The sequence below is a fragment of the Joostella sp. genome, from assembly GCF_048266025.1.
GTDB lineage: Bacteria > Bacteroidota > Bacteroidia > Flavobacteriales > Flavobacteriaceae > Galbibacter > Galbibacter atrarenae.
In genome coordinates this window covers 126,099-150,456 of sequence record NZ_JBLXAF010000006.1, presented here as the reverse complement: position 1 = coordinate 150,456, position 24,358 = coordinate 126,099, and the positions used below count along the sequence as shown (strand labels likewise).

Here is a 24,358-nt window from a genome sequence, read left to right as displayed (position 1 = left end):
TTACTTTACAACTCGATCCTTCAACCAAGTTAAAGGGTTTATCTTTTTCACATACAACCGAATAGCGAATAACACAACAGCTATTGCAATAAACAACCATAGCCAGTCGAATACATTAAATGAGTTGTCTTTGTCTATATCTTTATTTAAAGCCTCGCTTTCGTCTTTAAAATCAGTATTGGTGTTATCTGATAAATCAACTTCGGAGTTGTCTTTAATTTCAGTATTCACCTCTTCTGCAGTTTCCTCTTTTGTTATTTTGGCATTTTTAAAAGGTATGCCGTTGTAACTAGATTCTTTGCTTTCGTCCTTTGGCTCTATGGTTGTTTTAACGCTAGTTTTAACAATGCTTACATTTGCTGTAATATCGTTCTTTACATTTGTTTGAACGTCTTTCTTTTCAGTATAAACAGTCGATTCTTTTTTCCGTTCGACTACCTTTTTTTTAGAACCGCAGGAAGTTTGCATAAATGCAAATAAGAAGGCGAATATGATTATTATGTTTTTCATTTCGAATACATTTTATAGGCTTTCAGCATCTTTTCATCATAACGGTTTTTTGCATAGCTCGGGCCATTATAACCACGTGCGAAACCTTGCCAATCTTTACGGCGCAATTCATCATCCAAGCCAACCGAGAAAATGAAGTTAACAAAAGCTTCTAAGTGTTTACGTTCGCTTTCGTCCATGGCTACCATGAAGTTATATATATCATCAAATCCAGCGCGCTTATAGTTGAATCCCATTATTTGAAACTTACCCCAGCTTGCAGATTTAATTGCTGCTACTTGATCTAATTCAAAAGCACGTTTAAAACGCTCGTACTCTTCGAATCCATCTTCACCATAATACTTAGTAGTCCAATTCTTATATGATATGTCTTTATAGATTTCACGTTTTGAATACTTGCCGCCAGTTTCTCTGTGGAAAATATGACCTTCAAATAATATCTTTGGCGCACCATCCGACAAAAAACCAGTCTTTGCACTTTCTACTTTCGCTACTGCTTTGATTACAGCAAGTTCACAACCTATTTTATCGGCTGCCCATTGGAAATCATTATTTGTTAATATTGGCTTCATCTTTCAATTCGTTATCTTGTTTCTTTATTTGGCGCCTTATAATATTAAGCGTATCAAGTTTTTGACTAATAGATTTAGACAATTCATTGTTTTGTTCTAATAAATCTAAATATCGCTTCCCAGCGTTATTAGTGAAGCTATCTATCCTTGAATACCTACGCGCTTCAATAAGATACTTTGCGCTCAATTTATCATAACTTCCCTGGAGCATTTCCAGTTTATCATTTAAGGTATTATTCTTTACTTGCAGATCAGCTTTTTCAAGCCAACTAAATACATTTGTAGTTGTTATTATGGCTATTAAAATATAAAAACCGTTAATCTTTCTAAACCATCTACAGAAATGCTCCCATCTAACTAAAAATTCTCTCTTTTTCATTTTTTTAGTTCTTTAATTTTTTCGTTGATTTGGGATAATTGCTCTTTAAGAACCTCAATCATATTTCGCTCATGTATACCTATTGCAGTTTCCATTTGCTTTAGATTATCAGCATTCATATTGATTACTTTTTCAAGCACTTGGCTCTTTTCGTCCGCTTGCTCTTTAAGTTCTAAAAGCCTCTTTTCACGCTCGCTACTTAACAAATCTCTGATGTCGTTAGCTTCCTTTTCTAGTCTTGTACGCTCTCTAACTAGCCAAACTATAATTGCGACTAATAAGCCTACAATACCAGCTTTTTGTATGTTATCTAAAAGACTAATACCTTCCATTTGGAGTATTATATTTAATAGCATTGTAGGTCTTGTTTGTGGTTATTTTTTGTTTGACTTATTCAAAGACTTGAAATCTTCATTTAAATCATCTAATTCCTTTCTTAAGTCTTTATTTACTCCCTCTAGTTTTTTGTTTTGAGCTGTTAAGTTGTTGATGTGCTCAATAATTGAATCAAAAGCATTGGCTGTACTTCTACTTTCTTGAATTGTTAAGGACCCATTTCCTTTATTTAAAGCTGCTTCTAAAATTGATAATTGTTGTTGCATTGTTTGTGTTTATTTGAATTGATTATTAAAAATTTAATTTAGATCACTTACTTTAACTGTAAATGGAAGTATTGACATTGAGTATCCATTTTGAGTCGATACTTTGACCCTTATTTTAAAGCTGTTCCTAAAATCTATTCCTGCTACTGATGCATTTCTGTATTCTGTTGAAGTTCCAGAAAAATCTGTTATGTCAGAAACTGAAAAACCATAAAATAACCCACCAGATTGTCTAGATGTAAAATTAAATTTAAAGTACCCAGCAGCTCCAGGAGAAGAAGTGTTAAGGTTTATAGTGTTCGCTGGAAAATCAAATGTAGTACCGCCTTGTATTATTGTTAAGTTCAACAACAAGTTAACATCAAAGCTCACTGATGTCACATCAGCATACATCTCTACCTCCATTAATCCTTTTCCGCTGTTTTGAAAACTTCCAGCTGGCATTTCGTATTCATATATGTTAGATGTGCTTCCCTTTTTTAAGTAAGACCCTGTTCCTCCATTATAAACGCCAGAATCTACTGACTCAACTAATTTAACTATTCCACTTCCTTGGGTGGCAATAGGTAACACCTGTCTTTTTGTAACGAAATCAGTGTCGCTTGTTGCATCGCTTCCGCTTAATCTTCCGCTTATTGTTTGGTTTCCGCTTGTTTTAATTAGACTGCTTGCGTGAAATCCATCTACTTGGTCGGCATTTACGTTGGTTAGTTCTGATCCATTTCCATTAAAATCATCAGCTTTAATTATGCCATTGTAATCCAATACACCATCATCTTTTAACTGAAGGTTTTTGGAAGTGATTTCGTTTCGTAGGAATAGATTTGAAGAGGAAGGAGTTGGAAATCCGACATAACCTTGTCTTGTAATTCCATCTGATTCATAAAAAGAGCAATAAGATACATTCGACGAACCTGACCCTATTCCTCTAATCCTAACACCGTTTCCTCCAGCTCCGGATGGCTGTATAAAGTCTCCAAACACACCCCTCCCTGTCGCTATAAAATTACCTGTAGTCCTTTGAAACCTAAATATTTCAGAGGTTGTATCTCTTATTATATAGTCTCCAGAATACAATCGATGTTCTGTATTCCCTCCAGTCTCTCGAATAGCAGAAATATTAGAGTTTCCAAAAAACAAGAAAGCATCGTGAGGTATTCGTACACCTGAATTTAAAACATCCGTGATGTCTTTTCTTAAATACATCCCATCACTTTCCGCTTCCGTATAATACCTGTCATCATGATTGTGCGCACTAGGAGTGAATGTAGTAGGCTTTCCATCTAACGTACTCCACGTTTGGTCGCCTGTGTTTATTCCTGATAAATTCGCCCCCGTTATACTTCCAGTTGCCGAGAAATTCCCTGTTGTTCTTCCGAACGAAAACCTAGCATCTGCCCCGTCTCTTATGCTAAAATTACCCTCATATAATCTCAGTTCTGAATTTCCATAAGTCGCTCGTAAGCCTGCAATGTTATCGTTACCTAACATCAAGAACTTATCATTATCAATCTTTAGTTCATTCCCTGTGAATACACCACTAACATCTTTTCTTAAATATCGCAAATCTGATGCCGACTGCGTTGTTGCCCCAACATCACTAGCAGTCAAGTTTCGGGTAGTCCAGTTGCTTATGTGCCCGTATGCATCTACATTTAGATTGCTTATAACAGTTGCCCCCGAAAGATTGCTTTTTCCTGTCCATGTGCCTGTATCATGATTTATTTGGTTCCCGTCTAATGAAATCTTATTACCTCCTATATAATTACTAGCTCCCGAGATTTGCTCAAAAATTAAATTACTTGTACCTAACGTTATTGGATTAGGTGTTTGCAATTTCCAACTAGACTTTCCATTCATTACACCCTCTTGAACGTAGAAGGTTGCACTTTGAGTTATTTCGTCTGATGATACTGTATCAAAGTCAGAAGTTCGAACCCAAGTACTAGATTTAACCAAGTAAGAACCGTTTTTAGTAGCATCTGTTTGATTCTTTACTAAAACCCTGTCATTAACTGATAAAGCTACGGAATCAATAGTTTGAACTCCAGACAAAGTAATGTTTACAGTTGTAGCGACTTTACACCCTGTACGTGTTTTATTTCCACTATCATATCTGTCATCTAAATAATCAAAATCGAGATTAATGTTTCTGTTTTGTGACAAATCGCCAATGGCTTGTATTCCATTACCAGCTGTTAATGTTCTTGTAAGTGGCGTATATTTTGAATCGCTTTCCATTTCGGTTAAATAACCGTCTAAATCATCCGATTGCAAAGCAGTACTAAGTGTAACTTTCTCTGCATCTGTAAATGCATTAGTATTGGCGTTGCCCTCATAAGATGCTTTGATTTCTGCATCCGTTCTTTCTTTAAAATAAGGCTTGTCGTCAGTACCTAGAATTAAAGAGTTATCCGCATCAGCTGATACGCCAGAAACAAATCCATCTATATCATCCTTTAAATCTTGAGCAGTTCCAGCATATCCTCCTCTATCTAATTTTTCAGTTATATCAGCATCTAAAGTGTCTAATTGATTTTTATAAGCATCTGTAAACGCGTTTGTGTCTGAATTACTCTCATAGGCTGATTTTATTTCGGCAGATGTACGCTCTTTAAAATAAGGCTTGTCATCTGTGCCTAAAGAAAGTGAATTACCCCCATCATTAGAAACTCCAGATTCAGCAAATCCATCTAATTGATCGTATAGATAGTTAAGCTTGTCTGATATCTTAGTAATTAAATCATCTAAACTCCCCATTCCCATTTTAAAAGTCTGTTTTAGTTTCTAAATCTTCTGCATAATCATAATCTCTTATTTGAGACATATCAGATTCTTTGGCAAAATATGTCGAGTCATTACCGTCTAGCTTATCGCTGTCAGCAGCTTTAAAGGTGTCTTTTCCTTTTATGAAAGCAGGATCTTGACTATCTGTTTCCATTAAATCAGACTGCGGACTTGCTTGTATAGTTATCTCGTCAATAACCTTTTGTACTATCTCGTCAATATTGTAATAAGCCATAACTTTAAGATTTATCGATATCTCGACTATGTTTCCTTTAATTTTTGAATTATACCCATCCGGACAATAACATTGATATCCATATCCGCCATGTACAAAGTGCCTTAATCCCTCTTTTGAAATGAGCTTGTTAAAAGCATTTAGTTTTGACGCCATATCAGATTTTGATACGTAAATTCCAGTAACCTTTAACTCAACTTCTGGCGGATCCCGAAACACACTTAAGTAATTGTTTTGATACGATGTTTTTTTGCTACTTTGCAATTTTGGAACATCAAAGCCATTTACTTTTTGAGTTAATAATCCAAAGTTTATAAGATCATATCCGTCTATTCTTACACTGGATTCACCAATAATACTTGGTAGTCCTCCAGATAAGTCTGGATTTAATTCTTTGAAAGTGATTTTAACCGTCTTTCCAGAAATACCGAAATCCTTCAATACCTCAATACTATCTATTTTACACAAATAATCACCGTAATCAGTGCTTAGTATTTCCGTAGTTACGGCATTTCTAAGTATTTGAAGTGACTCTCTAAAATCAGAACTCATTCTATTATCCCAGTAGGCTAGAACTTCAATGTTTCGAGTGCCAAAATAGATGTCATTTTCATCCACTAACGCAAAGAAACCATCACCCCAATCGTATAAGGTGTCGCCTTTTCTTTTTGGCAAATCCAAAAGTCCATTCATTGACTGAATAATGAATCCTAAGTTTTCTATATTTATGTTTCCGAATGTCATATTACTTAAGTACTAATCGCGTCCAATAATTACCGTCAAAAATTAATAAATTAGCTTCGCCTGTATTTGACAACCATACGTCATTACCTTGGTTCTCATCAAACCAAAAGTTATATCCATTACCTACAACATTAACACCTGCGGACATTCTTTTTATAAAATAAATCTTCCCTACAGTTGGGTTTATGGGGAGTGTTATTTGTATGTTTGAATTGTAATTATAGCAGCCTATGTAAGTGTCGTTTATTGAGCATAAGTAATTAGATTTAGCTATCTTAACAGCAAAATTAAGTCCGTTAACAAGAAGCTCCCAAAATGCACCTCCATAAGAAGGAGCTGGATTACTAGCGTAATTTTTAGCTCTACCTATAACACCAGCAATAAACTCACCCCCGTATCCTTTATTCATTTTGCCATATCCTAAACCAACTAATGCGCCTTTAGCTTCTATTCCCGTGGAAGCAGGTAAGGCGTCTGTCCCAGCTGAATTAGCAAATACTCCTTTAGAATTTAAATAAGAAGTAGCGGCTAACTGTTGGCTATCTCCAGACCTTGTAGCTGTAATGGATTCATTATTTATAACAATCTTTTGCTCATAAGTGCGATTTCCAAACTCTGTATAATTATCAATTAAACCAGAAAATCTTAGTTCACCTGGATTACCGTTTAATATTGCAAATGGTATTTGCTCATTTGAGTTGTTGGGATTTGTATAATTGCTCTGTGAAACTATGTTTTCATTAACAATATGCCAGTTACCGATATTAGCCTGCTCAGCCAAAAGAGTGTCTGTGGCTATTATCTCGAAGCTATCACCTATTAATTGCCAATTGGATTGAATCCATTCTGCTTTTGTATGATCTTCTCCAACGAAATAATACCAGTATTTTACACCTTCTGAATCATACCTAAACACGTAGTCACGTCTATTTTGATTGTTGTAATAATAAGTATCTGCATCAAATTCATTTCTATTTACATAAACAGCTGTCTTAACATTTTTTAAGTTATAATAAAGTCTATTATAAAGCTCATTTTGCTTTATCTCATTCAGATATATCTCATTACGTATGTTCTTTGTATCATTTATTACTTGCGTTAAGTAGTTTAATGTAATTTGATTTCCTATTGTTAAACTGTATTCAAATTCATTAACTAACTTTTGAGTAAGAGACAGTATTCTAACTTCAAAGCTTATCCCGAAATCATCATCTTGAATAGTAATTATGTCGCCCAAATTAAGTTTTGTATTATCCATTCTTAACTTTGGATAATTAGGCGTTATTTTATAAACCACGTTAGGCTGTGAATATGTTTCAAGGTATTCAACGGCTTTTTCTTGCAGCTCTATTTCTGCATTATCAATGTATGATTGTGGCATTTTGATGTCCCAAAACACATACTTGTCACCTATACGTGGTTTTAATGTTTCATTAGGTAATGTTAATCCAGTGTCATCTGAATAAGCTATTATTTCTACTGTTTTACTTGAATTTTGATATGCAGATATTTCAAACTCTCTACCTGCTAAATCGCCAGTATTAAAAGTTACCTTAGCGGTCATTCCTGGCGCTAACTGATTGTTTATATCAAAGTCAATTCCAGTGTCTTTAAAAGTGGTTAAAGTTGGAGTGGCGCTAACCGAACCTTTAAACCTTGGATATACATCTTCGAATATATGCGTTCTCTCAATAGTTCCGAAAATAGACGTATTATTACTTATAGGACTTACCCTAAGTCTTTTACTTCCATAATCAGTAGTGATGTTTCTAGTGCTCCCAAAAGGATATAAAACTGTTACCAATTCACTATTCTGAACGGATTGCCTTTCAATTTCTCTTAATTCCTTTCGGTATTCAAAAACAAGTCCAGTCTCTTGACCTATCTTCTTTTTGAATGTTATTTTTTTACCTTCAATTCTAAATTCACATGATAATTGAGAGGCTATATTCTGAATTGCTGACAAACAATTATAGTTGTTGAAATAAAAGTTTATTTCTTCTGTATCTTCTACGAAATCTGCATAATATCCACCATAAACACGGTTTAAGTTGCTTATTATTTGAGATACTAAAGTTTGAGCATTTCCAAACAAATAAAACTCTGAACTATCATCAAGCAATACAAGCACATTCTTAAGTAAGTATAAACTTGACTTAAACTGTAAATTATAAGTGAAATATCCTTGTGATTTTTTAACTTGTGGCTCGTCAAGTATCGTGTAATCAAGTCCATTCCAAGTCACATAATCCCCTATTTGTAAATCAATCTTTTCGGGTAATGTGAATCTTGATGAAATTAAATCTTCGCCCGAAATGCTTTGTTTAAGCTCGGTGTTTGCATCAATTTCTATATCGTGAATTTCTACTTCGTTTCTATATATCTTCATTATCCTTGCGCTTGAATTTGTAATAATCCACTTTCAATACTTCCTATTCTATTATCGATGCTCTCTAAGAATCTATTATATTGAGTGTTTGCTACTATTTGAGATAAATACTGACTGTTTTGTGTTGCAACTGACAATCCGCTAGCGACATCAAGTCTTATGGCATTTAATGTTCCTGCCAGTATATTGGCTGTATCTTCTGTAATAGTAGAGATAGCTCCTGTTAATCCAGGCTTACTATTATCAGCTCCCAAACCATCTAATCCTAAACCATCCAAAACCTCGTTAATAGCTTCGATGTCAGACTGAGCACCGTTTATGATTGAATTATATAGTGATCTTAAAGAAGCTATTTCTGCAGGTGTGTATTCGCTGTCTTTACCTGCGGCTGAAAACTCTTTATAAAACCCTTCAATGGCATCCTCCAAATATTTAGTTTGGAATGCTTGAAGCATAGCATCTTGCATCAAATCCTTAAAGTTATCTGCAAAATCTGCAACTGATTTCTTGCCTTCTTTTAATCCGGATATAATTCCGTCAACAATATTTGATTGTGTGGTCCCTGTATATAATTCGTTAAGTTCTTCTCTCAACGCTTCGACCTCTTGCCTTGCATCTTCTGCAGCAGTTTGCAGCTCTTCTAATTTAGCTTGATCTGTTCCAGAACCTCTACCTTTTTTTGCAATTGTAAAAATCCCTAAATATTTGATTTCCTTTCTTGCATCTGCTTCTGCTTGAGCGGCTTTTTCAGCGGCTTCTTCTAATTCTTGCAATTGTTCTATCTGAGATATTCTACTTGTAATTCTGTCCTCACCCACTGATTTACTTATAGTATAATCTAGCTTTTCGATAGCGTCCTCTAGCCTTTCAATAACAGCCTCAAACCTCCCAGTATTTGAGTCTATACCACTTGAAAAAACTGCATTTAAAGCTTGCAATCCTCCTTGGACCATTTGACCAGGATTTCCAGAAAATAAATTACCTGCGGCGGTTCCAAGCTCTGAAAGCATCGTTAATGCTTCACTTACATCATCGCCTGCTCCAAAGGTTTCAAATAATTGTTTAGCTTCATTTATGGATCCTGTAACTTGACCAAACACTTCTACTATCTTATCTGATGTAGTTTGAGCGATAGCATCTATTTGATTCATTACAAGTTCATACTCGTCAGTTCCTTGGCTATACTGTTTAAGAAGTTCTTTCCAGTTGTCTTTTTCTTGCTTTAATCGCTTAAGACTTAAATCCTGTAATTGGTAGTTTGCCTTTTTTTGAAGTTCTTCTAAATCACTATGTCCATTTCTAGCAGCATCAAGTCTTTCCTCCCATTCTTTTCTAATGCTGTCATAAAAAGGCCTGTCACTCTCGCCTGCTTCTTTCCAAAGGTTTGTTATATAAGCTATTTGCTTTTCTATGAAACTTATAGAAGTAGTATCAATGTTAAACTCAAAATCTAAGTTAACTTTCTGACCTTGAATTGAACTTACCTCCGAAACATTAGGTCTGTTTACGGTGTCAGCATCTCCAGTAGGCGTGAAAACATATTCTAATATCTTCTTTCTCTCCTCAGCAGCTTTTTTAATTTGTTCGTTTTCTGATTCGAGATATTTAGCCAATGAATTTGGATTAGCTTTATATTCCTCTTTCGTAATGTCTTGTATGGATTCTAGCGACTCTAAAACCACCTTTCTATCTTGAATAGCGTCTTTAATACCTTGAAATGAAAACTTTTTATCAAACTCTTCAAGTCCAGATAGCGAGTTTACTTTTTCTACTTGCTTAACAATCTCTTTGTAACCTTCCGCATTATCATATAGCTTTACAGTAAAATTATCCAAGCTGTTTTGGTTTTCTTCAACGACACCTTTTGCTTTCTCTAATTGATAATAGAAAGTACTTACGGCTTTTTCTGCTTGAAATAAAGGAACTACAAAATCTTGATAAGCACCATCAACACCATCGAAAGCATTTTCTATTTTACTATATATGTCACTTGGATCATCATTAATTGAAATCGGTATCTCAATTCCATTCTTTTCTGCAAAAGCCAACGCTTCACCAACTAAAGTTTCAAAATCTGATAACTGTCTTTGATATATAGCGTCTAATTGATTTCTAGTAGCTTCCGCTTCTGATACTTGCTGTTGTAGTCCTGAAACAGCTACACTCTTGTTTCTTAAATTCTGAATTTGTTCTAAAACACCTCTTACTCCCTCTAGTGTTTCTTTTAAATTATCGTTTTTAACTTTGTCTAAATCAAGACTTGATAAATATTCTGGATATTGATTTTTGAGTTGAGTTAATATCTCTAATTTCTTATCAAACTCCACATTAGAATCATACAATGAAGCTACTAAGTTTCTATATTCGCTAGATTGCTTTGCAACTTCATCCGTTAAATCTTCTGTACTACCTATCGCATCATTCATCAATCCAACTACAGCATTAGAAAAAGTAAGAAGGCTTTCTCCGATTCCTTGAGTGCTCGCTTTTATTTTATTAAAAAATATGTCGAATTGATTTGCATTGGTTCCAGTAATTTTTGAAAATGAACGGTCAACACTTCCAGCTGCATCGCTCATTGCGTTTAAATCTTCTACAGCTCCCTCAAAGTTTTTTCCTGCAATAGATAAAATACCGTTAACAGCCTCTACTCGTCCAGCCATCTCTTTAAGAACTGTTTGACTTCCATCGGCAGCTTTATACATTTCATTGAATGCATCTTGAAGAGATAATGTTTCAAAAATTCCATCCCCCATAACTTCGGTGGTTGAAACTATTGCCGAACGTATTTGAGTCATAGCTTGACCAGCTGGAACCCCTTGTTTTGTTAATGTAGAGATAGCGGCTCCAATCTCTTGGAATGATATATTACTTGCCGCTGCTATTGGTGCAACTTGTGCTATTTGACTTGATAGTTCATCAAATGATATCTTACCTCTATCAACTGTAGCAAACATCACATCTGCTACTTCTTGCGCATCTTCTGTTTGTAGTTGAAATGCGTTTAATATAGTAGTAAGTCCGTCTGCTGCTACCTCTGTAGATGTTATCCCAGCAGTTGCGGATTTTGAAGCTATTTCTAAAATGTCAAGAGCCTCGCCAGCTTCATATCCAGCACCTATAATTTCATATAACCCCTTTGCTAATTTATCTGGTGGTTCGGTTCCAAGTCTTTTATAAATGCTAAAAATACGCTGCTCTAGTCCTCGCATTTCCTTTTCGCTAACATTGGCTATCGTGCTGACTTCTGCCATTGCAGACTCAAAGCTTTTAGCCATGTCGTAAGCTTCTTTTGATATAGCAGAAAAAGCCGCAAGTGCTCCAACTGCCAAAGCAGCAAAAGGATTGATTTTAGCAATAGAACCACCCATTTGACTAACAATATTAACCGCTTGATTGGCTCCTTGTTGTAGTCCAGAATTATCTATTCCGCTTGCAAAATATAAACTGTTATCCCCTCTAACTGGCATCGTTACTACTTTTCTCCTAAATTACTTTGAGGCAACGTTTTAAAGGCTTATTTTAGCTATTCAAATCCGTAGTTACGTTTTTTAATGAAAGGCAAAAAGTTATTTAGTTTACCAAGTGGCGAAATGATGCTTAAAGAGCCTTTTGAGTACTATAAACGTGAAGGAAATCGATTCTTTTTTAAAAATAAATGGTCTAAATTAGACTTCGAATTAAAAGGGAAAGAGTTGTACGATTTTGTAGATAAATACGAGGTTGGGGATTTGGTTAAATTGTTTGAGTGAAAATTGAAGTCCTTTGATTGAAGATAAACGACATCTAAAACTCATACGAGGCAAGCGGTGGAAACATTTAATGTATTTGTGGACTGTACTAGCAGTTTTATGTTTATTGTAAATAAAGTTTGTTAGCTTAGCGATAACAAGCCGTTATAAAGCGAGTTAACCACTTACCTACTAGAATTTAGGCAAAGGACTTTTTAAATGGATAAAAATTATGGGTTATATATATTGTCTTTTTGATATTAAAAACAACATTACAAGGGTAGGCAAAACTAAAACTAAAGATAAATCTAGGCAAAAACAACAATTAGGATATTATCCTTTTACCTTATTAGAATGGACTTTTAAAGTAAATAATTATGGAGATGTAGAGACTGATATTCATAGACAGTTCAAAAAACATAAATGTAATGGAGATTGGTATTCTTTAAATATAACCAAAGTACTTGAATATATAATGAACAATCACATTTGGGAAGAGCTAGACTCCCCTTCCCCAAGTAAAGTACTATCTGTTATGGTCAATAACACCTAATCAACTAAATAACCGTACATCCAACGCCTGCAGAAACTGAAACATTCTCGTTTTTACGAACTACACTTTTATTTTCAGCTACTACAATACAATCATCCCAAGCCTCGCATAATCCAAAGCCTTTAACCACTATTTTGGCATTATGAAAACCGTTAACAATACAGTCTTTAACGGTTGCTTTTGAGTTATTAAAACACGTCACAAAAGAAGTATCAAATCCCTCACATCGAGCACTATCAAATAATATTACTTTGCTATGACCAGAAGCTTCAATATAGCAATTACCTATTCCAATAGCTTTATTGTTTTTAATCACGTGAGAACCTTTGAAATAGATGTTATGGTCGCTTAGTTCTTTTTCTGAAAACCATTCAATTAATTCAAGCGTTTTAATGATGTTTTTGTTAACGAGCCATTCTATATTGTCGAAAAGCAAATCCCAACATTCAGACTCGTTGTAGTTACCTTTTAGTCGTAAAAGTTTGCTCCAAAAATCAACGCATATTTCGCTTTCTAATCTTATTTTATTTATTCTCTCGAATACTATTTCAAATACTTTTTTCATTGGTTATCCATTTAAAAAATCCATTAGACTATCTGCTTTTTCCTCTTTCTTTTCATTACCATATTGAGGCACGGATGCCGACAATAATATTAAGTTTCTAAAAGGTAATTCGTTAACAACGAAATCCCAACTATAATTGTAGTAGTTACAAACGGATCCGATTAATTGATAAGGGTTTAATCTTTCGGACTTCTTTTTCTCATTGCCATCGGGTTCTCGTTTGCAATCTGGAAACAGTTCAAAAAAAAATCAGTCTGCATTTTAAGTGCGCTCTCGTGAAAGATGTAATAAACCTCTCTGGGCGTTAAATTTTGAGACATAAAAGATTCATACCATTCTGGATAATTAGAAGTTTTGCCCCAAGATAAAACGCAAATCATTTTAATCATTTTATCGACGTGCTTTATAGCCTCTTCGATACTTGTGTTTTTACCAGACTTTAACTCTTCTGGAATATCTTCTAAGTGAATAGCGCACTTAGCGAGCGTGTGCATTGTTGGCGCCTTAATGGTAAAGGAAATTGTTTTCCTTTTATTAAGGTTTTTAGGAAGCATTGAATTGTCTTGTACATCTACCTCGTAAGTAGATGGTTTTTCAATGATGGATTCAAGAAGTTTCTTTTTTTCGTCCATATAAATTTAATAAAAAGCCTTACCTATATTGATAAGGCTTTTTTTAATTGATTGTTGTTTTGTTATGACGTTGCAGCCGTAAGACCGATAATCATTTTCTTAGTGGCTGTCATTCCTACTGGAGAATTGACATAAGCCTCTACTGAAATTGACTCGATAGCATTCTTTGTCAAATTATTTCCACCAAATCCTGCAAATACATTACAGTAAGGAAGTGTAATTTTAATTTGATTTCCTGTTGAATCAGTCTCGCCAGTATAGATGATAATTGATTTAAAATTATCTTCTTGAGAGTCTGGTGCTGACCATTCATCATCGCCTGCTTCATAAGTTCCTCCAAAGAATAAAGGATAATATTCAAGCGGTAAACCGTAAACTTGAAAGTTTACTTGTGACGGATCAACAGAATCTCTTAATGTTCTGTATGCGTCATCGCCTTCCGTGTCGATGTTAGTCGTTGTCGGAATAGGCTTTACTAACTGAACGGTGTTAGTTGTAATGTACTTAGCATCGATTTCGTCGAAATTAGCTTCGTTTAAGTCCTCAGAAGGATCTCCGATAAGTATCTTTTTAACACCAAACAAGTCGTATTTCTTGTCTCCTATTGTTGCCATGATTAACTGTTATTATGTTGTTGAAATTCTAATCTTAAATTGTAAAACCACATACCATCGTGATCAGTATCTTTAAAAAACCCCTTATCATCATCTATCTGAAAAAAATAAGTGTAGTCTTTTTGAGCGTCCAACACTAATGGTATTAATACGTCAATGATCTGCTTAAATCTGCTTAAAGGCGGCACTCCCGACGATGGTTCCTGTACATAAACATTTAAGTTCATATACCCATTTTGAAGGTACTGATTTGGATTTGTAAGGGTGTTAATAGTGATGTTTTCATCTTGATTTCCGTCTGGAAAACTTCCTATATACACCTTACCAGAAATAACATCATTAATAGCTGGTACATTTACCAGTCTATATAATGCACTATTAACGTCCAAAGTTGATACCATCCAAAATACTCTTAAATAGTTCGGCTGTTGGTGCCGATCCTGTTATTACATCGTAATTTTTAGCTTCTACTGCTGCTGCATATTCCATTCCAGCCACACCAATTAAAACAAACCCATTCGGGTATTGTTGAGATACTTCGTCTGCGGTTTCCTTTCCTTTTTCTTGACCTTCATTGTTTCCCGAGAAATTTTGGTCAATTATTTGACCATCTTTAAGAATAATATATCCTATTGAACTTCTAAGGTTTCCAGTCCTATCTGTATAATTCCCTGTAAGCCTTGCTTTATTGACAAACTGCTCGCCTGCATATTGCAAAGTATTGAGCATCTTATCGTCTTGCTGCCTAACAAAATCATCTAAATAATTCTGAACGCCATTAATTGAAAAAAGAGGTTTTAAACCGTTTACTCTAGCCATATCTCGCAATGTGTTTGATAGTTAAATAGATTTACTATACTGAATGTTTTGCCTGCAAAAACAAGCTTTGCACCGTCGTACTGAAACCTATTAACTGATAATGTCGGACAATAAAACTTAGCTGAATAGTCTAAATTTGTATTCTGTCCTGTTGGATCATATCTACCCTCTTCAATGTCAATAGTAACAGGCTCCGTTGTAGGTATTCCCGAACCATCATCAATGCTAGTTGTGTATTTAATTTGTGCGCTATGTGGGTATCGCTTAAGCATAATCAGAAGCATCTGAAATTGTAGGTGAAACATCCCTATCACCTAATCCGTCGCCTGCTGGATCATCATATTTACCATATATGGCAATAGCTCTACTGATAAGTAAATCATTGTCATAGGTAACTGATAATTGACCTTCTTTCCATGAAGGTTGCAGGGCCATTTGAACATAGAGGTCAGCACTAACAAGTGCGACCTCTTTTTTTTGTTCATCTGTTCCCAAATACTCCTCGCTACTATCATAACCACGATTTAAAAAAGTAGCTTCAATAGTATCGTTTGGAATACTTGCGAATATTGGATTAGCTTTTATTGCTTCAAATACAGTCATTGACTATTTTATTTAGCTTGTTGCTGTTTCCGTTTTAGTGTCTAAAATGTAAATTTGATCTACATTTTCAAGTACCGGAATAACGTTAGCCATTGCACGAGAAAACTCTTGTAATGGTTCTGTTACTGAATACTTAGATGCTAAAACAAACGTGCTTGTTTTAGTGTACGTAACACCTTCAACTGGATGATTCTCTTCTGCTAAATCCCCATATACTAACGAACCTACGTTGTTAGAAGTTAGGAAAGTAACTCTACCTTCCTCCCATGGTTTTACAGAAGTTCGAACCCCATTACGTTCAATCTTAATCGAACGGTCAATGATTTCGATAGTAAATCCTTTATCAGAAAGTAAAAATTCATTCACTTTATCTAATGTAGGAACTGCCGTTTTTTGACCAATAAATCCAACTGCAAAAGAAGCATAAGCCTCTTTAACTTGAGTCGTTTTCTTGAAGTTGTTGAAAGTAACACGATCCATTTTAACCGTGTTGATAGCTACACCGTCGCCACTAGCTTTTGATAATACAATATCAATATCATCTAACGGCGTTGAACTTACGTCTGTCCATAAATCAGCTACTGTAAACTGATTTTCAGATGGAATACCATAATCAACACGAATCCCCTTACCAGTATTGTTTTGGTCTGCTCCTTCGTTTGCAATGGTTGTAACACCAGTTGATAATGCTTGTAAAAGCATGTATTCAAGTCTCTCGTGAACACCATAAATACATTTCTGCAAGTCGTTGAAAAGAGCAGCTACGATTTCATTCTCGCGTCCACCTCTTGACTTCATAATGTCGATGTTCTGTAGCTGACTTTCATTGAGATACATCTTCATACCAATCTTAGGGACATCACCAGAAGCTGTTTTTAAACTGTCTCTTAGTTTAAGTGGTAATTCAGAATCCAATGATACAACGTCCGCTGCAACTGTAGTTCCATTTCCACTTAAAGCTTCCCACTGAAGTGTTGGTGAGTATTTCTTTGTAAGCCACGTTAAATGTAAGTAAACTGGCTCTCCGTCTTTTCCGTTGATTTTGTTAGATACGCTCAATACAAGCTTATCCATCCACTTATCTACGTACTCTTTAAATAAACTTTCTGTTGCCATCTTATTCTGTTGTAAATTGGATTACTTTAAGTGCTGTTTTTGCTGCTGCTGGAATTGCATAAGGAACTAAGTCAGCACTCTCGTTAACTGTTCCTCTAGTCATAATTGCCGCGTGAGGCTTACTTACCAATACTGAATTTGTAAGTATTCCAGCGTATGTGTGCGATGCTGGTAAAGTTTCATAACTACCACTAGAAAGACCAAGAGCCTTAAACTCTCCTGTAGCTGTTTCTCTGATAATTACGTGACCAGCTTGTAATACAGTCAATGCGCTTATTCCAGGTCTGGAAACATCAAGCGTTCTACCTCCTGGAACTGTCTCTAGTAACTTCATAATTACTACATTGTCCTTGGAAGTATCAACTGTAACCTGATTTGTTGTATCTACTACTGCCATGATTTAATTTTATTAGTTCATTTGTGATAACACTTCTTTAACTTCATCATCTGACGGTTTTCCGTCAACTTTGCCGCCCGTAGGTAAACCACGTCCAGCAGTTGAACCGATAACATCCTTTTGAAAATCTTCATACTCCTCAACTAGCGTATTTGCTTGCGCTTCAAAGTCCTCATTTTCTAAGTCAATACGACTTAACCACTTCTCTTGAAATTTCTTTGGCAACTTTGATTTCTCTAAAGCTTCTCGTGCTTTTTGTTGCTTTGATTTAGTGGTTTGTTGCTTCTCTAAGCCGTCAACTTTTTCCATGAGTGCTTTTGCCCATGCTGGTGCTTTTTCGTCCTCTTCCATTTCGTCGTCGTTATCTTCTTCGTTTTCATTTCCTCCCTTTCCTTTTGTTTTAAGGAACTTCTCTAATCGGGTTTGAATCCCTTTAGTTACACGTTTGTCGTGCTCACTTTGAAGCTTAGTATTAAGCTTAAGCAGTCCGTCAAACCCATGCTTTTCAAAGAATTTACTGAAATCTTCAGAAGCGATTACTTCGGTGAAGTCCAATTCTTGAGGTGGTGTTTGAGTTGATGCCAATGAACTAACTATCCCCTCAATCTCACTTTCGTTTTCGATTTTCACGATATCTGCGAGCCCCTCGTTAAGCCCTTTTTCCTTAAGTGCTTTCTTAAGTTTCTCAATTAATGTCATGTGTGTTGAAATTATATTATATGTTCGAGGTACTAATTTACACGCCTTAAAGACTCATTAATAGTATTGTAAGGGTTTAACTCCGTAGTTACGTTACTTTGTTGTTATAGAAGTCTTTTTCTATTGTTGATACACAATTAAATGTCATTTCAGACAATTCAATTAACATTTCTTTGAATGTCTTTTCGTTCTGATGTTTATTGATATAAAACTCAACAAACAGTTTACGCCTATCCAATGCTTTCTCGCTTCTTTGCATATTATGTTGCTTTAAGTAGTCTTTAAATTCGTTATGCAATTGGTTGGCGCGCTCGAACTCCGCAAGTAATAACTCTGGCGTTGTATCTAATTGGTGTTTTTTAATGTATGTTAATAGATTATCGAGCATTATTGTATTATAATAGATTTCTTAACTTCGAAACCATCTTTAGTATTTTTAAAATTATCTCTAATGAAATAAGGCGTGTTTTTCCAGCCTTTTATTTGCTGTGAATTATCGTTTAAATAGTTTTCGGCACGTCTTGGAATCGTTCTAGTGTATCTTTGCTGTCTTATCTTTCCACCGTTAACGTATTCAATAAACTCTTTTTGTGATAGTAGTACGTTGGTTGTAAAACATAAACAGTTTGGATGCCAGCCTACAAAAACAAAGTCCTTTGGGTATCTACCTTGTAATTCGTCGCAATTATGAACTACTACACCGTTAACTACATAAGAATTATCTTCTTCTACTTCAAAATTCCACTTAGTAATTGGTGTTGATTGTTTTTGAGTGTAATGTCTAACCTTAGAAATAGGGTATTCTAAAAACTCATATTTACCCTCATGATTATAAACAGCTCTTTGAATTTCATTTGAAACTGTTTTCAAATCATTTCTTATTTGACTACCTTTAAATCTCAACACTAAATACCCCATAGACTCTAATTCTAATTGTCTTTTAAGGTCTTTATCTACGGTTTTAGAATGCCAATAATCACCATCACACTCTATTATAATTTTATAATCGCTTAAAACAAAGTCTGGTTTATAATATCTTCTTTGTCCATTAGGCTTAGTTTCTTTTCTATATATTATTTTTTGAGTTTCATTTTTTATTTTTAACTCATCTAATAACCATTCCATTTTTTTTTCAATAAATGAACGGTTGTGAGAATTTCCTAAAGCTTGAGCTGATTTTTTTATATTTTCAGGCTGAATAAATGGATGAGTTCCATCTTTCATTTTTTTATCTGAAATAGCTTTTAATGATTTTACTCTTTTTTCTTTAGCTGATTTAGAAGTGATGTTTTTTATGTTTTCCCCTGAATTAATCCAGTCTTGAAAGTATGGTATAATACCTCCATTATCTTCTATTACTTTTTTACGCTTTTCTGAAACAGATTTAACGTGTTCTGGGTTTTTCCATTGGTTAGTAGCTGTGTTTTTAGAAGAGCATGATTTAGAGCAATAATCACGGTACATAGGTATTTTAGTACCACATGATTTGCATTTAGTCGCGAGTATTCTGATATAATCACCTTCTTTAGCTTGGTCAATACTTTTCCATTCGCCATTAATTAAAAAAGGATGATTAGATGTAGCAGCTATTTTTTTTATTTTACTCCTATTATCATAAGGTACCTTGTATTGAATTTCAGTCTTATCAACCTCATTACATGAAGATTTAAATAATCTTAAAACTTTTCTAAATCGACCTTTATGAGTTAACACTAAATCTCCAACTTCAATATCTTTTATATATTTTAAACCTTTAGATGTAGATATTTTATATTGCCAGGCTGTAAAGCACATATCATAAGCTGGATGCGCATTACTTAAATTAACTTGTATTCCAGTAACAAAGTCTAACTGCTTTCGTCTTTCGTTGTCAGCACTTCTATATGCGATATTAGTTTCATTACGCGCTAATCTTAAAGCGTTTTTATAGCTTGAACGATATACACCTTGCCCCGGATGATAATCTGCTCCTGGAGAAGTATAAACAAGCTTTCCGTTTTTATCTCTTATACGTCTGTATCTTCTATCTGGCTCAACCAAATACTCTTTTAAATCCGTCGCCATTTTGGAGGCACTTCTACCTTCCATAACGCCACTCTTAAGAATAGTTTCTAATTGGTCTTTTGTTTGATGCGTTAAATTCCAAACCCTATCACTTAAATTTAAACCCGCTGAAACTCTATTTCTATAAGCTGCTAATGCTTCTAAATTTCTACCAAAGTATATTTCCTTGTTAGGTAATTCAACTCCTTTGGTGTAAGAGTTTACCAAATCATCATTGCAATCATTAGACATCCCCCAACCAGTATTGATGTTGCTTTTAATGTAAGTGTCAATGTCTTTTTGGTAGTCAATCATTACCTTGTCAAGTTCCGCCTCTATGCGTTTGTTGCCTTTCCAAATGTTGGTGTTTGACGATTTACCATAGCCATATTTACGCAACACCTTTGCCCATCTCTCGGAATAATCTGTATATATCCGTGATAGGTGCCAGTCTTGTGTTTCAAGAAGTCCTAATAACTTTTTATGACATGGGTTTGTTGGCATTGTTATTTTAGGTTATGGTATTTTCTTATTTCCTCATAAGTTTCACATCCTGCATCCTTAGCCTCTTTAACCATGTCAATGGTTATATTTAATGTTTCAGCTATTACAGCCAATGGAACACCTACAATAATGCCTGTAACAGTTCCTACCACTTCACCTATCCCTTTTGCTAAATCTGATATGAATCCAAACATATTATTCCTATTTAAAAAATTGTTTTCTCTCTTGATAATTCAATGTCTACACATTCTTTTTCTCCAAATTCACTAGAAACTAGATAAGTATAGTTATCACCTCCTCTATGAATTACACCAGTGACTAAAAGCTTAGACTGCTCTTTGTCGCATATATGATAAACCGATTCACCGTAATTATAATTTGGCATCTATTTTTACTTTACTAATTACCTTACTAAATTCAGTCATAGCCAATACCGCATTTTTAGCAGCAATAGCCAAAGATTCTGCTGCCTTCTTATCTATTAAGGGATTTCGACTATGAAGCCTTACTCTATGTTTAATAGGCTCCATGTAATAAGTAGAACCTAATATTGGATCGTGAGTGTGTTTTAGCATTGGTTAATTAATTTTAAGCATTTACTTTTCCAGTTTTCTTTTGTTACATCAATGCCCTTGACTTCTGTGATATTATTAATATCAAATACCTCTATATCATCATCATCTAAATGCCAAATAACATTTGTGTTGTATAGATATTCAGCTTTAGGTCGCATACATTGAAACCTTATTTTTGTACGAGATATTCCTAAACTATCTGTAACCTTATATAAATCCTCATTTGTAGGATTCAAAGCGTATCTATGTTTATGAAGTTCATCATATCGAGAAGTTAAAACCCAAACATCTATACCTTTTTCAATTAATGACTTAGCAAATAATTGAACATCATTTCTACTAAGTGTACTATCAAAATCAAATGTTACAATCATCTCTTAAACATTAAAACTATCTCCTAAACTATTGACTCTTACAGCCTCTTGATTGATTCTGTCAAGCTCCTCGTCATTATCTTGTACCAATGGATTTGCAGCAACTGAACTTTCTTGACTTATAATAGGCTTACCACCGTTCGCCTCCACTAACATTTGAACTGTTTCGAGTAGGTTTCCAGGCAATACACTTTGATATTGAACATCAATGTATAAATCCGTTAACTCTTGCTCTGAAATTCCTTTAGGCTTGGTTATATTAAGCAGTCCTGCTTTCATCACATTTATAATGCGACTTATAACTACATTATAGTCTCCTTGGTCATCTTTAGCTTTCAGCATTGGTGCCAAAAACATAAGTTCTAGTGCTACACCCGAAACATTACCAATACCCTTTACATTGTCGAATGAAAGGTCTGGCGTGTCCGAAAGTCCGTAAATAAGTCCTTTGCCAGTCTCAAGCTCTAATTCAATAGATTCTGGACCATGATCCCACGTCAAGAAATCAACGTCAGCCTCAACGATTTGCCCTTTAGCGGTCTCATGTATTGGTAAGCGTATCATTTTTCCACTTTCATCTTTTTGCGGCATAGAGTCTATTTTTCCCTTTGCCTTAAACATTGGATGCGCGAAATAATCATTGGTATCTGCAAACTTTGAAAAGTTCATTTCGTATCTATCGATAAGTGTCTGAACTTCCCACCACTCAGTATTTTTTTGAGATAGATATACGACTGGAATCTTTCCAAATAAGTTAGGATTAGAATCAATTAGTTTTTCTCTATCAAAATCATAAACCATGTCAGCCGTCCAGACTCTTAGCCTCTCAACCTCTTCTCCGTCAACTTTTGTAGTATATTCCCAACCAAAAGAAACAAGGTCGCCATACTCGTCGAAGTTTGTGTAAATGGTTCCGTTGTCTTGACTCAAAACCCTCGCTTTTATTTTGGTTTCCTTGTCGGTTTCCTTTTTAAAATGATAAAAAACAATTGCAGCTTCTGTTTCGCTTTTAACTTTCTTAGCGAAATCTAGCAGCATAGAATCCATACGTAAATCACTCCAAAAAGAGTCTAGTGCATCCCAAGAATCATTGCTTTCATTTGGAACCAATTTAACTGGCGTACCAAACAAAAAAACAGATGCACTTTGTACAACCTTTCTTTGAAATGGAATAGGAATTTTAGCAACCTTTACAGTTTCTTTTTTAGTGATTTTGTCACGTCTTTTCCCTACTTGAGTATCTCTAACGCTTCTGTCGTTGTTATACTCTTTGTATGCCTCCGTAACGCCTTTTTTCTGACCTTCTTTAAGTTCAGATATAGCGTCACCGTATTTTTCTTCTTTTAACTTATCTATTACGCTCATTGGTTAATGATTTGTATTTTAAAATATCCCCAAATCATCTGCTGTGATTTCTGGAATTATTGTTTCTGATTCTGTATTTTCTGTTTCTATTATACCGGTTAACACATCTGGTCCGTCATCATGTTTATTCGCTTTAAATACCTTCTTAAACTTTGTTACGTGCTTGTAAAACTCTGGCCATCTAATGTGCCAATCATTAGGAAATACAATCTCATTATTCACACTAGCACTATTTGAAAAGATTCTAGCTTCTTTATTTCCCGACTGATGAAAAGGAATTATGTGTATTCCTTTTGACGTCATACCACCTACATTTCTAGCAAATCCTTCGCCTCCATTATTACTTTCAATTCTCACCTCGTTAACTTCATGCTTATTATACATTTCAGCAGCTTTGCCTTCTGTTATTTCCATTCCCTCATTCGTGTATAAAACATCAATCACGTACTTATGGACGTCTGTTTCTCCCAATGGAACACCGTAAACTATACTACATAAGTAGTCGTCTCCTTTATCTGCAGTATCGGTATAGTTCTTTTTAATCTTAAGCTCTGGAAGGTCTCTATATGTTTTAAATTCATTTGAGTATAAAAGACCTTGTTTATTAGTTGGATTACCTTGATACAAGCAATCAAACATATCTGGGTCCTTAGCTCTCGAACCCTCCAACTTCCTTTTTGAGTGCCTCTCTTTCCATAAAGGCTCACCTTCTTTTCTTGAGTCTAACGCGTTTGGACCACCTTCTTTTAATGCTTGAAAATTCACTAATAGAAACTTATCATCTAGGTTTTCTATTACCGTATCTAAGTCCTCGCTGCCATCATAAACAACTACCATCCCCATGTCAATGAGTTTCGCAATCAAATCTTGTTCACTCCATCTTGTGAATGTGATTAACTGCTGTGAATCATTGTGAAGTCTTGAATCTGCTACGGAAACATACCACTCCCAAACACTCTGTTGTGTTACTGGTGAGTTAGCATCTTTCCATCCTTTGTATAAATCATCTAAGATTAATATATCTACAGGATCACCAGTTAACGGACCTTCAACCCCTACAAACTTCATCCAACCATCTGAATTGATTGACTCCCTTTGCATTTGAGTATTAGACTTTGCGCCTGTATATCCTCTTTCTGGGTATTCTACCTTTGGAAAGATGTCTTTAAACTCTTTCTCTCTCATGATTGACATTATCTCTCTACCGAACTTTTGCGCCTTAGTAGCTGCATAACTAACAACTGCTATTTTTTCGTCTGGGCGTATGCCTGTTATGAAAGTTGGAAGCCTTCTAGTGCTTCCTTCTGATTTACCATGTTGAGGCGGTGCAGAAATTATGAGTCTGTTTATCTGCCTAAATGCAAACCGATTTAATATGTCATAGAACGTTTTATGAAACTCTCCAGGTTTAAATTTTTTAAAAGTAGTCTCCGTGTATTTTAAAAGATGCTTTCTACTTTGCTCAACATCTTTATCATACAATAGTTTTTCAAGCTCCTTTATCTCTTCATCTGTAATGCTCATTTAAAACCTTTAAGCGATACTTTTTA

29 protein-coding genes are annotated in these 24,358 nt (G+C 34.9%); 2 read left to right on the top strand and 27 right to left on the bottom strand.

What is annotated here, in order from left to right; genetic code table 11:
• From ACN0TY_RS11740 to ACN0TY_RS11700, 9 genes are read right to left on the bottom strand one after another with little or no spacing between them, the layout of a single operon-like run.
• On the bottom strand, window positions 1-510 hold the full coding sequence (locus ACN0TY_RS11740; RefSeq protein ID WP_417444658.1) for a hypothetical protein: 510 nt from the start codon (window positions 508-510) through the stop codon (window positions 1-3).
• Entirely contained in the window at window positions 507-1,082 is a 576-nt protein-coding gene (locus tag ACN0TY_RS11735) for an N-acetylmuramidase family protein (protein WP_417444657.1), read from the bottom strand. Before ACN0TY_RS11735 ends, ACN0TY_RS11740 begins: the two co-directional genes overlap by 4 nt.
• On the bottom strand, window positions 1,060-1,461 hold the full coding sequence (locus tag ACN0TY_RS11730) for a hypothetical protein (RefSeq protein ID WP_417444656.1): 402 nt from the start codon (window positions 1,459-1,461) through the stop codon (window positions 1,060-1,062). Before ACN0TY_RS11730 ends, ACN0TY_RS11735 begins: the two co-directional genes overlap by 23 nt.
• Window positions 1,458-1,793 carry a hypothetical protein gene (locus ACN0TY_RS11725; RefSeq protein ID WP_417444655.1) on the bottom strand — a complete coding sequence of 112 codons (336 nt, stop codon included), beginning with the start codon at window positions 1,791-1,793 and terminating at the stop codon, window positions 1,458-1,460. Before ACN0TY_RS11725 ends, ACN0TY_RS11730 begins: the two co-directional genes overlap by 4 nt.
• A 42-nt stretch (window positions 1,794-1,835) precedes the next feature.
• A complete protein-coding gene (locus ACN0TY_RS11720) occupies window positions 1,836-2,063 on the bottom strand; it encodes a hypothetical protein (RefSeq protein WP_417444654.1) in 228 nt (75 codons plus the stop codon).
• Between the two features lie 33 nt (window positions 2,064-2,096).
• Entirely contained in the window at window positions 2,097-4,829 is a 2,733-nt protein-coding gene (locus ACN0TY_RS11715) for a hypothetical protein (protein WP_417444653.1), read from the bottom strand.
• A gap of 1 nt (window position 4,830) precedes the next feature.
• Window positions 4,831-5,829 (bottom strand): hypothetical protein, encoded by a 999-nt coding sequence (locus ACN0TY_RS11710; protein ID WP_417444652.1) that lies wholly within the window; start codon window positions 5,827-5,829, stop codon window positions 4,831-4,833.
• 1 nt (window position 5,830) lies between these two features.
• Window positions 5,831-8,218: a phage tail spike protein gene (locus ACN0TY_RS11705; protein ID WP_417444651.1), complete on the bottom strand. Its 2,388-nt coding sequence runs from the start codon at window positions 8,216-8,218 to the stop codon at window positions 5,831-5,833.
• Complete coding sequence (locus ACN0TY_RS11700) at window positions 8,218-11,688, bottom strand: phage tail tape measure protein (RefSeq protein WP_417444650.1); 3,471 nt, start codon at window positions 11,686-11,688, stop codon at window positions 8,218-8,220. Before ACN0TY_RS11700 ends, ACN0TY_RS11705 begins: the two co-directional genes overlap by 1 nt.
• Before the next feature lie 84 nt (window positions 11,689-11,772).
• On the opposite strand from ACN0TY_RS11700, the gene ACN0TY_RS11695 reads away from it, so the two are divergent.
• Entirely contained in the window at window positions 11,773-11,970 is a 198-nt protein-coding gene (locus ACN0TY_RS11695; protein WP_417444649.1) for a hypothetical protein, read from the top strand.
• A gap of 211 nt (window positions 11,971-12,181) precedes the next feature.
• Window positions 12,182-12,502: a GIY-YIG nuclease family protein gene (locus tag ACN0TY_RS11690; RefSeq protein WP_417444648.1), complete on the top strand. Its 321-nt coding sequence runs from the start codon at window positions 12,182-12,184 to the stop codon at window positions 12,500-12,502.
• 4 nt (window positions 12,503-12,506) lie between these two features.
• On the opposite strand, the gene ACN0TY_RS11685 is transcribed toward ACN0TY_RS11690, so the two are convergent.
• The 18 genes from ACN0TY_RS11685 to terL all read right to left on the bottom strand — a co-directional run bounded on the left by ACN0TY_RS11685 (window position 12,507) and on the right by terL (window position 24,332).
• Complete coding sequence (locus tag ACN0TY_RS11685; RefSeq protein WP_417444647.1) at window positions 12,507-13,067, bottom strand: hypothetical protein; 561 nt, start codon at window positions 13,065-13,067, stop codon at window positions 12,507-12,509.
• Window positions 13,068-13,243: 176 nt separating this feature from the next.
• Window positions 13,244-13,699 (bottom strand): hypothetical protein, encoded by a 456-nt coding sequence (locus ACN0TY_RS11680; protein ID WP_417444646.1) that lies wholly within the window; start codon window positions 13,697-13,699, stop codon window positions 13,244-13,246.
• Window positions 13,700-13,761: 62 nt separating this feature from the next.
• Window positions 13,762-14,313, bottom strand: a complete 552-nt coding sequence (locus ACN0TY_RS11675) for a hypothetical protein (RefSeq protein WP_417444645.1) — start codon at window positions 14,311-14,313, stop codon at window positions 13,762-13,764.
• A 2-nt stretch (window positions 14,314-14,315) separates the two neighbouring features.
• Window positions 14,316-14,714: a hypothetical protein gene (locus ACN0TY_RS11670; RefSeq protein ID WP_417444644.1), complete on the bottom strand. Its 399-nt coding sequence runs from the start codon at window positions 14,712-14,714 to the stop codon at window positions 14,316-14,318.
• Window positions 14,692-15,132 (bottom strand): HK97 gp10 family phage protein, encoded by a 441-nt coding sequence (locus ACN0TY_RS11665; RefSeq protein WP_417444643.1) that lies wholly within the window; start codon window positions 15,130-15,132, stop codon window positions 14,692-14,694. Before ACN0TY_RS11665 ends, ACN0TY_RS11670 begins: the two co-directional genes overlap by 23 nt.
• Entirely contained in the window at window positions 15,120-15,404 is a 285-nt protein-coding gene (locus ACN0TY_RS11660; RefSeq protein WP_417444642.1) for a hypothetical protein, read from the bottom strand. The genes ACN0TY_RS11665 and ACN0TY_RS11660 overlap by 13 nt, the downstream gene beginning before the upstream one ends.
• Window positions 15,397-15,735 carry a DUF6706 family protein gene (locus ACN0TY_RS11655; protein WP_417444641.1) on the bottom strand — a complete coding sequence of 113 codons (339 nt, stop codon included), beginning with the start codon at window positions 15,733-15,735 and terminating at the stop codon, window positions 15,397-15,399. The genes ACN0TY_RS11660 and ACN0TY_RS11655 overlap by 8 nt, the downstream gene beginning before the upstream one ends.
• Before the next feature lie 12 nt (window positions 15,736-15,747).
• Window positions 15,748-16,851, bottom strand: a complete 1,104-nt coding sequence (locus tag ACN0TY_RS11650; protein ID WP_417444640.1) for a major capsid protein — start codon at window positions 16,849-16,851, stop codon at window positions 15,748-15,750.
• Between the two features lies 1 nt (window position 16,852).
• The gene (locus tag ACN0TY_RS11645; RefSeq protein WP_417444639.1) at window positions 16,853-17,248 is read right to left on the bottom strand and encodes a hypothetical protein; all 396 of its coding nucleotides are present in this window, start codon (window positions 17,246-17,248) and stop codon (window positions 16,853-16,855) included.
• A 12-nt stretch (window positions 17,249-17,260) separates the two neighbouring features.
• Entirely contained in the window at window positions 17,261-17,947 is a 687-nt protein-coding gene (locus ACN0TY_RS11640) for a hypothetical protein (protein ID WP_417444638.1), read from the bottom strand.
• 88 nt (window positions 17,948-18,035) lie between these two features.
• On the bottom strand, window positions 18,036-18,335 hold the full coding sequence (locus tag ACN0TY_RS11635; protein WP_417444637.1) for a hypothetical protein: 300 nt from the start codon (window positions 18,333-18,335) through the stop codon (window positions 18,036-18,038).
• Window positions 18,335-20,494: a DUF559 domain-containing protein gene (locus ACN0TY_RS11630; RefSeq protein ID WP_417444636.1), complete on the bottom strand. Its 2,160-nt coding sequence runs from the start codon at window positions 20,492-20,494 to the stop codon at window positions 18,335-18,337. Before ACN0TY_RS11630 ends, ACN0TY_RS11635 begins: the two co-directional genes overlap by 1 nt.
• A gap of 2 nt (window positions 20,495-20,496) precedes the next feature.
• Window positions 20,497-20,688 (bottom strand): hypothetical protein, encoded by a 192-nt coding sequence (locus tag ACN0TY_RS11625; protein ID WP_417444635.1) that lies wholly within the window; start codon window positions 20,686-20,688, stop codon window positions 20,497-20,499.
• Between the two features lie 11 nt (window positions 20,689-20,699).
• Window positions 20,700-20,879 carry a hypothetical protein gene (locus tag ACN0TY_RS11620; protein ID WP_417444634.1) on the bottom strand — a complete coding sequence of 60 codons (180 nt, stop codon included), beginning with the start codon at window positions 20,877-20,879 and terminating at the stop codon, window positions 20,700-20,702.
• Window positions 20,866-21,069, bottom strand: coding sequence for a hypothetical protein (locus ACN0TY_RS11615; RefSeq protein ID WP_417444633.1), 204 nt, complete (start codon window positions 21,067-21,069; stop codon window positions 20,866-20,868). Before ACN0TY_RS11615 ends, ACN0TY_RS11620 begins: the two co-directional genes overlap by 14 nt.
• Window positions 21,063-21,443, bottom strand: a complete 381-nt coding sequence (locus tag ACN0TY_RS11610; protein WP_417444632.1) for a hypothetical protein — start codon at window positions 21,441-21,443, stop codon at window positions 21,063-21,065. Before ACN0TY_RS11610 ends, ACN0TY_RS11615 begins: the two co-directional genes overlap by 7 nt.
• A 3-nt stretch (window positions 21,444-21,446) precedes the next feature.
• Entirely contained in the window at window positions 21,447-22,808 is a 1,362-nt protein-coding gene (locus ACN0TY_RS11605) for a phage portal protein (RefSeq protein WP_417444631.1), read from the bottom strand.
• 18 nt (window positions 22,809-22,826) lie between these two features.
• The gene (gene terL / locus ACN0TY_RS11600; RefSeq protein WP_417444630.1) at window positions 22,827-24,332 is read right to left on the bottom strand and encodes a phage terminase large subunit; all 1,506 of its coding nucleotides are present in this window, start codon (window positions 24,330-24,332) and stop codon (window positions 22,827-22,829) included.
• Window positions 24,333-24,358 lie beyond the last annotated feature (26 nt).